The sequence below is a fragment of the Nonomuraea sp. bgisy101 genome (assembly GCF_057708945.1).
Genome location: NZ_JBYITD010000026.1, coordinates 35,606 through 49,678 on the forward strand (window position 1 = coordinate 35,606; position 14,073 = coordinate 49,678).

Genomic DNA, 14,073 nt, shown 5'->3' on the forward strand with positions numbered 1-14,073 from the left:
GACCTCGCGTGCGGCCCGAGCCTCGTGTGGGCGCGGAGAAAGAAGGCAAGACGGTGAAACCTCAGACTCGGATCGCCGCGTTGTCCCTGGTCGGTCTCCTGGTAGCGGGGTGCTCCGGTGGTCAGAGCCCTGCCTCCTCTACCGTGGGGAAGGGCGGCGGCGTGCTGCGGATCGGCACCACGTTCACCTGTAACTCGATCAACCCGTTCGCGTCCACCGGGACGACCTGCGCGATGATCTTCCGGTACAACTACCCGTTCCTCGTCCAGTACACCGGTTCCGGCGCCTTCGAAGGCGACCTGGCGACGAAGTGGACCACCTCACCCGACGGCCTCACCTGGACGTTCGACCTGCGTCCGGGCGCGAAGTGGTCGGACGGCAAGCCCCTCACCGCGGCCGACGTGGCCTTCACCATCAACACGATCGTGAAATACCGGAAGGGCGCGACCGCCTCGGAAGCCGGGTCGGTGAAGAACGTCAAGAGCGCCGCCGCCCCCAGCCCCACCCAGGTCGCCGTCACCTACGAGAAGCCGACGGCCAACGTGCTCGGTCGCCTGGTGAAGATCCCCGTGCTCCCCGCCCACGTGTGGCAGCAGCACGCCACCGGCGACGGGATGCGGCTCAAGCAGACCCCGAACGCCGCGCCGCTGGTCGCCGGTGGACCGTTCCGGCTGGCCAAGTACACCAAGGACCAGATCGCGCTCATGGAGCCCAACCCCCACTGGTACGGCGACGAGCCCAAGCTGTCCGGCTTCGGCCTGCAGTTCTTCAGCAGCCCCGACGCCATGGTGAACGCGCTCAAGACCAACAGGATCGACTACGCGGCGCCGCTGCCCATCACCGCGGCCAAGCCCGTCGAGCAGGCCGGGTTCACCGTGACCCGACAGCCCGGCTTCCGCATGCACGACCTCATCATCAACCAGTCCCCCCACCAGAAGGCCCACCCCGAGCTGCGCGACCCGAAGGTGCGTGAGGCGTTCGAGGCCGCGGTCGACAGGAAACGCATCATCGAGGTCGCATATCTCGGCTTCGGCACGCCGGGCGGTTCCATCATCCCGCCGGTGAGCGGCGACTGGTACGACCCGTCGGTCACGCCCGACGCCTTCGACCTCACCCGTGCCGCCGCGCTGCTCGACGAGGCCGGCTATCGACCGGGTCCTGACGGCGTCCGCGTCGCCGGCGGCAAGCCGATGTCGTACGAGGTGATCATCCCCGACGTCGAGGGTGGCGAGGGAGAACGCGCCCTGCAGATCGTCACCGAGGACTTCAAGAAGATCGGCGTCCAGCTCAAGCCGCGACCGGCCGACAATGCCACCGCCTTCGACCAGATGACGGGCACGGACAAGAAGTACGACCAGTACACCGTCGCGCAGTGGGGCTGGATCGCCCAGCGTGACCCCGACTTCCTGCTCAACGCCATGACATGTGACCAGTGGGGCAGCTGGAATGACACCGCCTACTGCGACAAGAAGTACGACGAGATGTACGAGCGGCAGGCGAGCACGGTCGACGCTGGAGCCCGCAAGGAGATCGTCTGGCAGATGCAGAAGATGATCAAGGACGCCCGGCCGTACGTCATCACGCACTACGACGACGTCGTCGAGGCCCACACCAAGAGCTGGAGCGGGTTCGCCACCTCCGCGCTCGGCATCCTCGACTCGCAGTCCCGCTTCGGCCTGCTGTCGGCCGGCTCCGGTTCCTGAGGATTACCTGTGTCGCGTACCAGCCATCTGATCAGGCGCCTGCTGGCGACCCTGGTGACCGTCTACGCGGTGGTGACGCTGAACTTCCTGCTCTTCCGCGTGCTGCCGGGAGACGCCGTGGCGAACCTGTCACGCGTCCCCGGCGGCTCGCCGGAGCTGACCGCCGCGCTCCGCCGGCAGTTCGGCCTCGACCTGCCGCTCTGGGACCAGTACTGGATCTATCTCGGCCGTCTGGCACACGGCGACCTCGGTGTGTCCTTCGCCACGCAGGAACCGGTCGTCGACCGTCTGGCCGAGGCGTTCGCCAACACGCTGCCCCTGGTCACCATCGGGCTGCTGCTGGCCCTGCTGCTCGGCCTGGTCAGCGGCGCGCTGGCGGCCTGGTACCGGGGCGGGTGGGTGGACAGGCTCAGCACCAACACCGCGATCGCCTTCTACTCGGTCCCCACGCACTTCCTGGGGCTGCTGCTGATCCTGCTGCTCGGCGGCTACCTGCCGGCGCAGGGGATGCGCGACGAGTTCCTGATCGACCCGTCGGGCACCGAGGTCCTGGCCGATCTGGTCAAGCACATGACTCTGCCGGCCATGACCATCGCGCTCATCGTGTTCGGCCAGTACACGCTGGTGGTGCGCTCCTCGATGATGGAGACGCTCGGCGACGACCACGTGCTGACGGCACGGGCGCTCGGCGCCGGACCCGTCCGCACGCTGACCAGGCACGTGCTGCCCAACGCCATGCTGCCCATCACCACACTTGTCGCGCTATCGCTCGGCGGCCTCATCGGCGGCTCGATCCTGGTGGAGAGCGTCTTCTCCTGGCCTGGCGTCGGCCGGGCCATGTACGAAGCGGTGGTCCAGCGCGACTACCCCATGCTGCAGGGAGTCTTCCTCGTGCTCACCGTCTCCGTGGTCACCCTTAACCTGCTGGCAGACCTGCTCTACGTCCGGCTCGACCCGCGGGTGGCCCGATGAGACGCCTGCGCGCCAACCCGCGGGCCACCGCGGGCGTGGCCGTCCTGCTGCTGCTCACCGCGGTCGCCCTGCTGGCCGGATGGCTCGCGCCGTACGACCCGGCGGAGCAGGTCGGCCCCGTCTTCGGCCCGCCCGAGCCGGCCCACCCGCTGGGTCTCGACGACGGCGGTCACGACGTCCTCAGCCTCCTGCTGTACGGCACCCGCCCGACACTGTTCGTCGGCGCGGCGGCGGCCCTGGTCGCCATCCTGGTCGGCGGCGTCGTCGGGGTGGTGGCCGGCTACTTCGGCGGCTGGGTCGACGGGCTGCTCATGAGGATCACCGACTACGCCATCGTGATCCCGGCCCTGCCACTCGGCATCGTCATCGCGGCGGTGTGGGGCAGCAGCATCGGCCATCTCGTCGTGGTGATCGCGCTGCTGTTGTGGACGTCCACGGCCCGTGTCGTCAGGGCGGAGACCGCCTCCCTCAGGAACCGGCCGGCCATCCGGCGCATCCTCGGGCTCGGCGCGAGCCACGCGCGCGTCATCGTCCGCTTCCTGGTGCCGCAGCTGGCGCCGCTGCTGAGCGCGATGGCCGCGCTCACCATCGCGCTGGCGATCTTCACCGAGACCGCGCTCACCTTCCTCGGCCTCGGCGATCCCGACACCATCACCTGGGGGACCATGATCCGCTTCGCGTTCCAGCGGACGGCGATGACGCAGGGCGCCTGGTGGGCCTTCGCGCCGCCCGGCATCGCCATCTCGCTCGTCGTCATGTGCTGCTACTGGGTGTCCCAGTCGATCGAGGACACCCTCAACCCCCGGCTCAAGGTCGCGCACGTGTCCCGCGCGTACTTCCAGGTGGTGAACAGATGAGCCTGCTCAGCATCCGCGACCTGGAGGTCGCCTTCTCCACCCGCGGCGCGCCTGTGCGCGCGGTGCGCGCGGTCAGCCTCGACCTCGCGCCAGGCGAGCGGATCGCCCTCGTCGGCGAATCGGGTTGTGGCAAGACCACGACCATGCTGGCCATGATGGGCCTGCTTCCCGCGAGCGCCACCGTCTCAGGGCAGGTGCTGCTCGACGGCACCGACATCCTGGCCGGCGGCGAGACCACGATGCGGCCGCACCGCTGGACCGACATCGCGATGGTCTTCCAGGGCGCGATGAACGCGCTCAACCCGGTCCGCAGGGTGGGTGCCCAGATCGTCGAGGCGGTCCGCATCCACGGCGGCTCCAGGCAGGAGGGCAGGCTACGCGCCCGCGAGGTGCTCGACCTGGTCGGCCTGCCGGAGGACGCCGTGTCCCGCTACCCGCACGAACTGTCGGGCGGCCAGCGGCAGCGGGCGGTCATCGCGCTCGCGCTGTCGTGCCGGCCCAGGATCCTGCTGGCCGACGAGCCGACCACGGCGCTCGACGTGATCGTGCAGGACCAGATCGTCACCCTGCTGAGGCAGCTGAGCGACTCGCTCGGCCTGGCCATTGTGCTCGTCACCCACGACCTGGCGCTGGTCCCGCGACTGTGCGACAGGGCCGCCGTGATGTACGCGGGTTCGGTCGTGGAGAGCGCGCCGTGCGTCGACATCGTGCACAGCCCTCGCCACCCGTACACCAGGCGCCTGGTCGACGCGACACCCGACCTGGCCGGCGAGCGGCCGCTGGCCTCCATCCCCGGCGCGCCGCCCAGGCTCGACGGGCCGCTGCCTGGCTGCGCCTTCCAACCCCGCTGCGGCGAGGCGGTGGACCGGTGCGCGACCATCGCGCCACCGCTGCTCCAACTGGCCGGCGGCAGGTCCTGCGCATGCCACCTGGCGGAGGTGGTCGCGTGAGCCTCGTCGCCGAAGACGTCGTCGTCACCTACGGCCGTCGGCTGGGGTCCGGCATCCTTTCGCGCCGGCGGACCCCGGCCGCCCCGGCCCTCGACGGGGTCGGTCTCACCCTCGGCAAGGGGTCCATCGTCGCGCTGGTCGGCGAGTCGGGCTCGGGCAAGAGCACGCTGGCCCGCTGCCTGGTCCGCATGCAGGAGCCGGGTGCCGGCCGGGTCAGCGTGGACGGCACCGACCTCACCGCCCTGCGGGGCAGGCGGCTCAAGGACTTCCGCCGCCGCGTCCAGATGATCTATCAGGATCCCTACGAGTCGTTGATCCCGCGCCAGCAGGTCAGGGACATCGTCGCCGAGGGGCTGGCCATCCACGGCGTCCCGAGAGCCGAACGCGACGAGCGGGTCCGCGAGGCGCTGACGGCGGTCGGGCTCACCCCGGTCGAGTCCTTCCTCGACCGCAGGCCGTTCGAGCTGTCCGGCGGACAGCGCCAACGGGTCGCCATCGCCGGCAGCCTCGTCCTCGAACCCGCCTACCTGATCGCCGACGAGCCCGTCTCGATGCTGGACGTCTCGGTCAGAGCGGGTGTGCTCAGCCTGTTCGGCGAACTGCGCCGCACCAGGGAGCTGGGCATCCTGCTCATCACCCACGACCTGGCCACGGCCGTCCACGTCGCCGACCGGATCGTGGTCATGCATCGAGGAAGGATCGTGGAGGAGGGTCCGGCCAGGCAGGTGACGGCGGAGCCCGCCCAGGATTACACCCGTGCGCTGCTGGCGGCCACGCCTGACCTCGGCCGCACGTGAAGCCACGTCAAGAACGGAGATCCATGCGCATCGCCATGGCCCAGATGTCCTCGGGGCAGGACAGGGCCGACAACCTCCGCCGGATGGCGGCCACGCTCGACCGGGCGGCCGGTCAGGGCGCGGAGCTCGTCCTGTTCCCCGAGGCGTGCTCCTACCGGGGCCCGCTCTCGGCCGAGCATGTCGAGGACAGGACGGGGCCCACGCTGTCGCTGCTGTCCGAGCGGGCGGCCAGGCACGGGATCGCTGTCCTGGCCGGCGGGCTCTGGCTCGCCTCCGGCGATCCGGGCAGGCCGTACAACGCCTCCGTCTTCGTCGGCCCCGGCGGCGAGCCGGCCGCCGAGTACCGAAAGGTGCACCTGTTCCGGCTGCGGACCGCCGAGGTGGACGAGGACGAGGGTGCCTACACCACCCCGGGCGAGCGCCTGGTCACCGTCTCCTACCGCGGGTTCACCTTCGGCCTGTCGATCTGCTACGACCTGCGCTTCCCTGAGCTGTACCGGGCGCTGGCCCGCTCGGGCGCGGATGTGCTGTGCGTGCCGTCCAACTTCTCCGCCGTCACCGGCGCCGTCCACTGGGAGCCGCTGCTGCGCGCCAGGGCGATCGAGAACCTCTGCTACGTCCTGGCCCCCGCGCAGGAGGGTGTCAGCCCCGACGGGTTCGTCACCCACGGCCACAGCCTGGCCGTCGACCCGTGGGGCCGCGTGCTCGCATGCGCGGAGGACGGCACCGGCCTGGTCATGGTCGAGCTCGACCGGGGCGCGCTCGACCAGGCCCGCGGCGCGCTCAACGCGCCGAACGAGACCGTCCCTGCCGTGTACGGCGGGCAGGTCGCGCTGGAGCCGGCCCATGGGTGACCTGGCGACGGCCGTGCGGGTGCCGGCGGGTCCACGCCGGTTCGCCTACGACAGCGGCGAGCCCGCAGTGGTCGAGGTCGGCAGCGGGACCAGCCTGGTCTTCGAGACACTCGACTGCTTCTCCAACCTGCTGAGCTCGCCCGAGCAGCGCTTCCGCACCGAGGCCGAGCTGATCGAGCTGGTCGGCGCGTTCAACCCGGTGTCCGGCCCCGTCGCAGTCAGCGGTGCCGTCCCTGGCGACGCGCTGGCGATCACCGTCGGGCAGATCAGCCTCGGCGCGCGGGCCGTGACGGTGCTCCACGCCGATCCCGAGCTCGACCTGCCGTTCGGGGACACCCGCGTGTGCGCCGTGGAAGGCGACACGGTGTGGTTCCCGACCTCGCTGGGCCGTCTGGCGCTGCCGGCCAGGCCCATGGTCGGCACGCTCGGAGTGGCCTCCGCGGGTCCTGCCTTCCCCTCGCTGCTGTCACACGCCCGCTGCGGCGGCAACATGGACTGCCAGGCGCTGCGGCCCGGCAGTGTGCTCGTCCTGCCGGTGGAGGTGCCTGGCGGGCTGGTGTCTCTCGGGGACGTGCATGCGCTCATGGGCGACGCCGAGATCACCGGCACCGCGCTGGAGGCCGGCGCCGAGGTCACCGTGAGGGTCGACCTGCTGCCGGGGACGGGCCGGGCGATGGCCGGGCCGTACCTCGACGAGCCGCACCGGATCGGCACCGTAGGCTGTGCCCACGGCGTGAGCGTCGACCAAAACCTCCGCTCGGCCATGACCGAGCTCCGGCGCAGGCTGGTCGAGGAGTGCGGCTACCGGCCCGGTGAGGCGTACGAGCTGCTCGGCGCGGTCGCGGAGGTCACCGTGAACCAGTGCGTGCACGGCGGCTGGTCGTCCGTGCACGCGGCGGTACCCCGCTACGTGCTGCCATCCCACCTGTCCCACCCCTCTCCCTGATACGAGGGATCATGCACCGATCGCGCAAACTCTCCGTGTACGACATAGGTCGCACGCCGCTGTACGCGTGCCAATACGACCAACGCTTCTCCTACTGCCTGTACGTCCCCGACGACTACGCGCCAGAAGGGGACACTGTCTACTCGCTCGTCGTGCTCGTCCACGGCACCGAACGGGACGTCCAGTCATACCGGGACTCCTTCGAGGACTTCGGCAGGGCCAACGACTGCATCGTGCTCGCGCCACTGTTCCCCGTCGGCATCCCCGACCCCGGCGAGTTCGACGGCTACAAGTACCTCGAACACCGGGGGATCCGCTTCGACGAGGTCCTACTCGCCATGGTCGAGGAGATCTCCGCCTGCTACCGGGTCAACGGGAGCAGGTTCCTGCTGTTCGGCTATTCGGGCGGCGGCCAGTTCGCGCACCGGTTCGTGTACCTGCATCCGGAGCGGGTCCGCGCGGCCTCGATCGGCGCGCCAGGCGCGGTAACCCTGCTCGACGAGGACCTACCGTGGCCTGCGGGCGTTGCGGGAGCCGAGGCAACGCTGGGCAGAAAGGTGGATCCGGCCGCGCTCAGCGGTACGGCCATGCACCTGGTGATCGGCGCCGACGACACGGGGACCCAGTCGAACAGCGTGCCCGCGGGCCATCCCGCCTGGATCCCCGGCGTCAACGACGAGGGGGTCCCGCGCACCATACGGCTGCAGGCTCTGCGGCGCAGCCTCGAACGGCACGACATCCCGGTCCGCTACGACGTCGTGCCGGGCGTCGGCCACTACGGCCCCGGCGTGGTGAGCAAGGTGAAGGACTTCTTCACCCACGTGCTCACCGTCGACGCCGACCAGCCGCCGCCCGAGCGGGCCTTATCGGGTGCACGGTGATCTGCGCCGGCCTTCTAATCCGACGATCGCAGACATCCGATCTGCCTAAGGTGTCAAGCTGTACCAGTGCCAGCGTTCGGCATTTGATCACGAGTGTGGCTCCGTCACGCTTGAAATCCATTCGCGGTGGATCACAAGCGCCGCCATGCTCGGCTGAGGAGTAGCCGGCATCCAGGTAGTGCTCGGCGGGTAGCAGGCCGCGCCGGGCCAGGTGCTGATGGATGGTGGCGGTCATCGCCGTGTCGGGCACGGTGGCGTCGGTGGTGGCCACGTTCGTGATCAGGTTCGCGGCCTCGTGCCGGGGTCGGTGCCCCCGGGGTCGGCGAGGATGTCTTGGGTGTCGGGGCACGCCGATTTCCTCAGGGACTTCAGGGGTGACACCGTCCACCCCTCCACGCTGGAGCTCATCTCCGAGCTGGGGTGGATCGAGGAGTTCCTGCGCCTGCCACACACCAAGATGCCCGACGTCACCGTGAACCTGGGCGGCCAGGCCGTCACCTTCGCGGACTTCAGCCGGTTGAAGGTGCGCTGCCCCTACATCGCCTTCATGCCGCAGTGGGACGTGCTCGACTTCCTGGCCGGCAAGGCGCAAGCGTATCCCTCCTTCCGCCTGCTGCGCAGCACCGAGGCGACAGATCTGATCACGGCGGACGGGCGAGCGGTCGGTGTGCGGGCGACCACCGCCGAGGGGCCAGTCGAGGTGCGAGCCGACCTGGTGATCGCCGCGGACGGCCGCCACTCCACCATCCGCACGAAGGCCGGCCTGGAACCCGTGGCCGGCTCGCCTCCCATGGACGTGCTGTGGTTCCACCTCCCCCGTCGCGAAGGCGACGAGATGCCCTTCTTCCAGGGCGGCAGGGGCGCACTGATCTCCATCGACCGGGGCGAGTTCTGGCAGCTCGCCTACGCGATCCCAGCGGCCGCGTTCGCCACGATCAAGCAGGCGGGACTGCCCGCCTTCAGGGAACGGGTCGCCGGTCTGGCGCCCGCCCTGCGCGATCGCGTCGAGCAGATCGACAGCTGGGACCAGGTACATCAGCTGACGGTGAGGGTCGCCCGGCTGCCTCGGTGGCATCAGCCGGGAGTGCTGTGCATCGGTGACGCCGCGCATGCCATGTCACCGGCGGGCGGCGTGGGGATCAATTTGGCGATCCAGGACGCGGTGGCCACCGCCAACCTGCTTAGCCCCGCTCTCCTCCGTCCGGGGGTCCCCAGCGAGGACGACCTGGCCGGCGTCCAGTCGCGCAGGCAGCGCGCCGCGCAGATAACGCAAGCCTTCCAGCTCGGCATCCTGCGCGATCTGTACCCCAAGGACCTTCGCGACGACACGTCCGAACACGTGCCGCCGATCTTCACCGCTTTCAGGGCCCTACCGCCGCTGCGCCACGTCATGGGCCGTTTCATCGGCATGGGCGTACGGCCGGAGCACCTCGCCGGTTGACGCGAGGCGGGGCTCAAGGGCCTTTCGTTCACGCGCCCAGCCCCGTTCATGCAGAACGTAGGGGACACACGTGTCAGGCATGATCAGGCAGCGACCCTTGAGGTGACCGGCGCCCGGGCCGCGGCGTCCGCGGCGCGGGAGTGGAGTTCAGCGATCTCGGGGTGTGGTGGCGGTTTGCCGAGGAAAGGAGGGTGTTGAGCCTGGATCCTACGAGGGTCGATTGCATGCCGGCGCTCTCCAAGGCCTGGTGGTCGGCGGCAGCGGCCCGTTCGAGGTCGCCTTCGTCGAGTAGTGCGGCGGCCAGGCCGATTCGGTCCTTTGTCCGTACCCGGTCGAACCCTGGTCTGCGCAGCCGTAGCGCGGCTCCGAAGCGATGGCTGGCGGGGTGCCGGCGGTGGCCGAGGTGGGTGAGGTCACGGGCACTGACAGCCCTGGCACCGGCGTGGTCGGCGGCGTCGAAGTAGGCGACCCGGGCTCATGCAATGGAACTGGATCGCACGCTAAGCCGCGGTTTGGGGAGGTCGGGATGGGGCGGCGCAGGAGGAAGCTCACGGGCACCTTGCCCATGGTGCGCGGGCTGTGGCGGCTCGTGGACCGGCGGCTGGTGTCGTCGGTCCACGGGCCGGACAGAAGCAGGTGGTGATGACGGGGATCTACTCGCTGTGCAGAACCTTGGCGATCGTCAGGCGTGCCGCCGACCTGGCTGGGAGCAGCGCGCCGAGGACGGCGATCGTGACGCCCGCCGACGCCAGCAGGACCAGTTGCGGCACGTGCCAGACGGCCTTCATGGAGTCAGGGAAGACGACTGAGCCCACGTTGTCCACGACGATGCGGTGTCCAGCCATCCCGAGCGGGATGCCCAGCAGCCCGGAGGCCGCGCCCAGCAACGCCATGGAGGTCGTCGTCATCGCCGTGACCTGCCACGGCGTCATGCCGATCGATTTGAGCATGCCCAGGTCGCGGCGTCGTTCCCTGGTGTTCAGCAGGACGGTGTTGAAGACGCCCAGTGCCGCCACAAGCGTGAGCAGTACGGCGAATACCGAGGAGAAGCCGACCACGGTGGCGGTGTCGATGGACTCGCCCTTGTCCGCGTCGATCTCCGCGCGCAGGCCGGGGTCGGCGGCCTTGACCGCCTGGGCGTAGGCCTTGGCGTCGGTGCCGGGCTTGAGCCGGACCTGATAGAGGTCGGCCTGGAGCCGCGGGGCGAGCGTACGTGGAGACGGTGTTATGCCACAGCGGTCCGCACCAGGGCCGATGAGGCTTTCCTCTTCTCGATCATGTGACGCTCGAATGTGATGGGCGCCAGGCCGTCGTTGGCACTGTGCCGCCGGGTGGTGTTGTAGAAGTCCGCGATCCAGGTCGCAATCTTTAGACGAGCCTCGGCCCTGGTGCGGAACCGGTGGCGGTGCACGTACTCGACCTTGATGGTGCTGTTGAGCGCCTCGGCCGCTGCGTTGTCGAGCACGCGGCGCGCACCGGCATCACCGAGCAGCCCGCCGCCCATTCCAGTGCTCCCGCGATCTGGGGAGATCCGAGGTCAGCAAGGAGCTGCGCCGACTGGAGAGTGCCTACCAGGGCCGCATCGGCGCGCTCGCGATCGACACTGGAACGGGCAAAACCATCAGCGGAGCGCATCCGAGCCGGGCTCCCCAGAGACTGGACCATCGGCGACAAGACCGGAGGCGGCGCCGTTCCTTACGCTGCCGCCAGCGACATCGCGATCGCCTGGCCGCCGTCCGGTGCACCCCTGATCATCGCGATCTACACCCACCGGAACGTGGTCGACGCCAAGCACGATGACCGCGTCATTGCCTCCACCGCGTCGGTGCTCGCACGCGGACTCGGCAAGATCTCCTGACGCTTACGGAACGGGAAGGCCCGCGGCGAGCTGGCCGAACACCTCGCGCAGCAGCGGCGCGAGCGGAATCGGCGGATCGGCGCTCAGGCAGTGCTCCACGGCCACGGCCATGCCCGCGCCGATCACGGCGGCGACCAGTTTCGGGTAGACGTCATGTGCCACGTTGGTGCCGGTGCGCTCGGCGATCGCCTTGGCCAACTCATCCTGTGCGGCCGCGTTCGCCTTGAGGACCTCGCCCTGCAGCGTCGGCTCGGCCAGCAGGAGCCGGAGCGCATCCCGCCAACGCTAGTCGTGGGGAGGCCCGCCATCGTTGCCCTCGCCCGGTGCGAGTTGGGCCTGCACCGCACTCACGATCGAGTCCCACAGATGCTCGGTGACCGGCCGGACTCGCAACTCGTCGGCGATCCGCAGCACGCGTTCCAGGTGGCTGGCGGTAATCGCCTCAGCCTTGCTCGAGAAGTAGTTGCGGAAGGTGCGGACGGACACGTTCGCCGCCGCAGCGATGTCCTCCACCGTCACGTTGCTCCACCCGCACTCGACACACAAACCCGTGGTTCATCCGCCTCGCATCCGGGCCAACCGCGTCTACAACGGCGACTCGCCCGTACCGATCGACCCGAGCAGCTCGATCGCCATGTCCGAGCCGATGCCCGCCACCACACAGCGCCCAGCCATGTCCACCGCCCACTCGGCAAACCGTCGCGGCTCCGGATCCATGGCCAGCCAGCGGAACACCGAATCCGCGATGTCGTCCCGGGTACGCCTGATCAGGTTCAGCATGACGGCCTCGATGTGCGACAGCGCCCGCTCCTGAAGGACGTACAGCCCGCCTCGTTCCCGCTTCTCCCTTACGAGCAGATCGACACCACTCCAGGTCACGGCCCCGGTACGGGGCATGCGCGCCCAGACCTCCCGCTCCAGTTCCTCCCACGCGTGGAGCAGCAGACCAGGGGAGGGAGGCTCGGGCACGGACGGCGCGAGCGCGGGGTCGTCGAGGAGCACGGTCAGTACGTGCTGTGCCTCGACGAGCCGCTCCGGCGTCCGGTCCGACCGCTCGATCTCGGACCAGGGCCCGTCCCAGGGAAGAGGCAGGGAGCGGAGGGATGCCGGCAGGACGTGGTCGCCCTCGCCCCGCCAGCGCTCCACCCCGGGATCCCATGTCTCCTCCTCGCCCAGCTCGCTCACCGCTCGCCCCGCTTCACTCGACATACAGATACCGCTTCGCGCTCATGACTGCCCCGGTTCGGCCAATTTGCTGGGCATGAGTCCTGGGCCATCCCATTCGAGTTCTCTCTGATGAGCAGGCCGCCCGGTATCGCCGCTTCTTCGAGGAACCCTCGGCCACGAACCTGGAGTAGTTCCTCCGGCTGGATCGCGCCGTGCCGAACGCGGCCGGCCGGCGTGGTCGCCATCCCGGCCCAGGTGTTCAACGACCATCCCGACCGGGACGCTCGCTTCGTCCGTTCGTGGAACGGGACGCCTCGGACATGGGGCGTCCCGTTCCATCGTCTACTCCCAGTCGACCTTCGGCCGGTTCTGCGCGTCGTACGTGGTGACCGACTCCAGCTTGTCGCCGCTGCCGCTCTGCAACACGAACCAGCGCTGGTTGAGTATCGGCACCTGGACGATCCTCGCCTCGACGTCCCCGCTCCTCCAGTTGTAGACGATCCGCTTCACGTCCTCGGAGACGTTTCCCCAGACGAGGTAGCGCGAACCCACCTTCTTCGTATAGCTGAAGGAGCCGGAATCCCTAGCCCCTACACCGTGGCTCAGCATCTCTCGCTTGCCGCCCGAGGCGTCGGACATGTAGACGAGGTGCCAGACGTCCCCGATCTTGTGGGGGTCGTACCTTCGCTCATCCCACAATCCCTTCTCGATCAGGCGCGCCTTCTGCACGCGCAACTCCGCGTCGGTGCGCGGCGCGCCCCAGACCTCCATGAAGACCCGCTTCTTGCCGACATCGGCCAGATGCATCACCAACGGCGAGTAGACGTGCCGCTCCTCGGGCGCACCCGTGACCTGCGTGGCCACCTGTTCCTGCCCCTGCAGCCGGGTGGGCGCCAGGTTCGCGGCGAGCAACCCCGCGCATCCCGCCAGCGCCAGCGCCGACACCGCTGTGGCCGCCCAACGGCGCGCCTTACGGCGCTTGCCTCCACGCACCACTTCCGCGTACGGCACCGCCCCCAACTCGACCTCGTCGGCCGCCTCCCTCAGCAGCAGGGCAATGCCCTGGCCGGTCATCTCGCGCTCGCCGCCCGTCATTTCCGCCCTCCGCTCATCATCGTGTCCATCAGGCCGGGTACCTCCCGGAGCTTGGCGATGCCCTTGGCCGCGTTGCTCTTGACCGTGCCGACCGAGCAGCCCATCGCCGCGGCCGCCTGCGTCTCCGTCAGGTCCTCCCAATAGCGCAGCACCACCGCCTCCCGCTGCCGCGTGGGCAGCTGAGCCAGGGCACGCAGTAACATCGACCGGTCCTCGGCCTGCGCCACCGTGTCCCCCCGCGCAGGTCCGTCGCCAAGCTCCCCGAGCGAGGCGTCATCTCGCGCGGACAGGAACTCCTTGAGGCCCCTGCGGTGGCGCCGGGCGTGCAGGTTGATCAATATGCGGCGCACGTAGGCATGAGGGTCGTCGGCGGAGCTCACCGTACGCCACGACGCGTACGCCCGTTCCAGCGACGACTGCACGAGATCCTCGGCAGCCTGCTGCTGGCCCGTCAGCAGGTACGCCATACGCATGAGCCGCGACCAGCAGCTCATCACAAACCCGCGGAACTCCTCGTCCCGGGCCTGCTTGCGGTTCCCCATGGAACACCTC

The 14,073-nt window shown here is 69.5% G+C and carries 16 protein-coding genes and 1 pseudogene; 10 read left to right on the forward strand and 7 right to left on the reverse strand.

What is annotated here, in order from left to right:
• Positions 1 to 53 precede the first annotated feature (53 nt).
• From AC3EO4_RS38325 to AC3EO4_RS38365, 9 genes are all read left to right on the forward strand, one after another.
• Positions 54 to 1,703 carry an ABC transporter substrate-binding protein gene (locus AC3EO4_RS38325; RefSeq protein ID WP_431900333.1) on the forward strand — a complete coding sequence of 550 codons (1,650 nt, stop codon included), beginning with the start codon at positions 54 to 56 and terminating at the stop codon, positions 1,701 to 1,703.
• Positions 1,704 to 1,712: 9 nt separating this feature from the next.
• Positions 1,713 to 2,675 carry an ABC transporter permease gene (locus AC3EO4_RS38330; RefSeq protein ID WP_379575612.1) on the forward strand — a complete coding sequence of 321 codons (963 nt, stop codon included), beginning with the start codon at positions 1,713 to 1,715 and terminating at the stop codon, positions 2,673 to 2,675.
• A complete protein-coding gene (locus AC3EO4_RS38335) occupies positions 2,672 to 3,532 on the forward strand; it encodes an ABC transporter permease (protein WP_379575613.1) in 861 nt (286 codons plus the stop codon). The genes AC3EO4_RS38330 and AC3EO4_RS38335 overlap by 4 nt, the downstream gene beginning before the upstream one ends.
• Positions 3,529 to 4,482: an ABC transporter ATP-binding protein gene (locus AC3EO4_RS38340; RefSeq protein WP_431900336.1), complete on the forward strand. Its 954-nt coding sequence runs from the start codon at positions 3,529 to 3,531 to the stop codon at positions 4,480 to 4,482. Before AC3EO4_RS38335 ends, AC3EO4_RS38340 begins: the two co-directional genes overlap by 4 nt.
• Positions 4,479 to 5,279 carry an ABC transporter ATP-binding protein gene (locus AC3EO4_RS38345; RefSeq protein ID WP_431900338.1) on the forward strand — a complete coding sequence of 267 codons (801 nt, stop codon included), beginning with the start codon at positions 4,479 to 4,481 and terminating at the stop codon, positions 5,277 to 5,279. Before AC3EO4_RS38340 ends, AC3EO4_RS38345 begins: the two co-directional genes overlap by 4 nt.
• Before the next feature lie 23 nt (positions 5,280 to 5,302).
• Entirely contained in the window at positions 5,303 to 6,133 is an 831-nt protein-coding gene (locus AC3EO4_RS38350) for a carbon-nitrogen hydrolase family protein (protein ID WP_379575616.1), read from the forward strand.
• Positions 6,126 to 7,079 (forward strand): acetamidase/formamidase family protein, encoded by a 954-nt coding sequence (locus tag AC3EO4_RS38355; RefSeq protein ID WP_379575617.1) that lies wholly within the window; start codon positions 6,126 to 6,128, stop codon positions 7,077 to 7,079. The genes AC3EO4_RS38350 and AC3EO4_RS38355 overlap by 8 nt, the downstream gene beginning before the upstream one ends.
• A gap of 35 nt (positions 7,080 to 7,114) precedes the next feature.
• Positions 7,115 to 7,960, forward strand: coding sequence for a hypothetical protein (locus AC3EO4_RS38360; RefSeq protein ID WP_379575618.1), 846 nt, complete (start codon positions 7,115 to 7,117; stop codon positions 7,958 to 7,960).
• Between the two features lie 337 nt (positions 7,961 to 8,297).
• Positions 8,298 to 9,401 carry an FAD-dependent oxidoreductase gene (locus tag AC3EO4_RS38365; RefSeq protein ID WP_379575619.1) on the forward strand — a complete coding sequence of 368 codons (1,104 nt, stop codon included), beginning with the start codon at positions 8,298 to 8,300 and terminating at the stop codon, positions 9,399 to 9,401.
• Positions 9,402 to 10,054: 653 nt separating this feature from the next.
• Here the strand turns inward: AC3EO4_RS38365 and AC3EO4_RS38370 are convergent.
• Together AC3EO4_RS38370 and AC3EO4_RS38375 are read right to left on the reverse strand one after the other, a co-directional pair.
• Positions 10,055 to 10,459, reverse strand: a complete 405-nt coding sequence (locus AC3EO4_RS38370; RefSeq protein WP_431900340.1) for an ABC transporter permease — start codon at positions 10,457 to 10,459, stop codon at positions 10,055 to 10,057.
• Between the two features lie 167 nt (positions 10,460 to 10,626).
• Positions 10,627 to 10,905, reverse strand: a complete 279-nt coding sequence (locus tag AC3EO4_RS38375; protein WP_431900342.1) for an integrase core domain-containing protein — start codon at positions 10,903 to 10,905, stop codon at positions 10,627 to 10,629.
• A gap of 60 nt (positions 10,906 to 10,965) precedes the next feature.
• Here AC3EO4_RS38375 and AC3EO4_RS38380 point away from each other — a divergent pair, with 60 nt between their 5' ends.
• A complete protein-coding gene (locus tag AC3EO4_RS38380; RefSeq protein WP_431900344.1) occupies positions 10,966 to 11,259 on the forward strand; it encodes a serine hydrolase in 294 nt (97 codons plus the stop codon).
• A gap of 3 nt (positions 11,260 to 11,262) precedes the next feature.
• On the opposite strand, the pseudogene AC3EO4_RS38385 reads toward AC3EO4_RS38380, so the two are convergent.
• The 5 genes and pseudogenes from AC3EO4_RS38385 to AC3EO4_RS38405 form a co-directional block, all read right to left on the reverse strand.
• A pseudogene (locus AC3EO4_RS38385) lies at positions 11,263 to 11,529 on the reverse strand (acyl-CoA-like ligand-binding transcription factor); the annotation flags it as partial.
• A 15-nt stretch (positions 11,530 to 11,544) separates the two neighbouring features.
• Complete coding sequence (locus tag AC3EO4_RS38390; protein WP_431900346.1) at positions 11,545 to 11,805, reverse strand: TetR/AcrR family transcriptional regulator; 261 nt, start codon at positions 11,803 to 11,805, stop codon at positions 11,545 to 11,547.
• 39 nt (positions 11,806 to 11,844) lie between these two features.
• Positions 11,845 to 12,468, reverse strand: coding sequence for a hypothetical protein (locus tag AC3EO4_RS38395; RefSeq protein WP_379575624.1), 624 nt, complete (start codon positions 12,466 to 12,468; stop codon positions 11,845 to 11,847).
• 300 nt (positions 12,469 to 12,768) lie between these two features.
• A complete protein-coding gene (locus tag AC3EO4_RS38400) occupies positions 12,769 to 13,521 on the reverse strand; it encodes a hypothetical protein (protein WP_431900348.1) in 753 nt (250 codons plus the stop codon).
• Entirely contained in the window at positions 13,518 to 14,063 is a 546-nt protein-coding gene (locus AC3EO4_RS38405) for a SigE family RNA polymerase sigma factor (RefSeq protein WP_431900349.1), read from the reverse strand. Before AC3EO4_RS38405 ends, AC3EO4_RS38400 begins: the two co-directional genes overlap by 4 nt.
• Positions 14,064 to 14,073: the final 10 nt, after the last annotated feature.

What these genes read in the sequence shown, in the direction of transcription:
- AC3EO4_RS38335 (WP_379575613.1), top strand. Translation starts at nt 2,672, where the DNA reads ATGAGACGCCTGCGCGCCAACCCGCGGGCCACCGCGGGCGTGGCCGTC.
- AC3EO4_RS38340 (WP_431900336.1), top strand. Translation starts at nt 3,529, where the DNA reads ATGAGCCTGCTCAGCATCCGCGACCTGGAGGTCGCCTTCTCCACCCGC.
- AC3EO4_RS38350 (WP_379575616.1), top strand. Translation starts at nt 5,303, where the DNA reads ATGCGCATCGCCATGGCCCAGATGTCCTCGGGGCAGGACAGGGCCGAC.
- AC3EO4_RS38355 (WP_379575617.1), top strand. Translation starts at nt 6,126, where the DNA reads ATGGGTGACCTGGCGACGGCCGTGCGGGTGCCGGCGGGTCCACGCCGG.
- AC3EO4_RS38375 (WP_431900342.1), bottom strand. Translation starts at nt 10,905, where the DNA reads ATGGGCGGCGGGCTGCTCGGTGATGCCGGTGCGCGCCGCGTGCTCGAC.
- AC3EO4_RS38395 (WP_379575624.1), bottom strand. Translation starts at nt 12,468, where the DNA reads ATGTCGAGTGAAGCGGGGCGAGCGGTGAGCGAGCTGGGCGAGGAGGAG.
- AC3EO4_RS38400 (WP_431900348.1), bottom strand. Translation starts at nt 13,521, where the DNA reads ATGACGGGCGGCGAGCGCGAGATGACCGGCCAGGGCATTGCCCTGCTG.
- AC3EO4_RS38405 (WP_431900349.1), bottom strand. Translation starts at nt 14,063, where the DNA reads ATGGGGAACCGCAAGCAGGCCCGGGACGAGGAGTTCCGCGGGTTTGTG.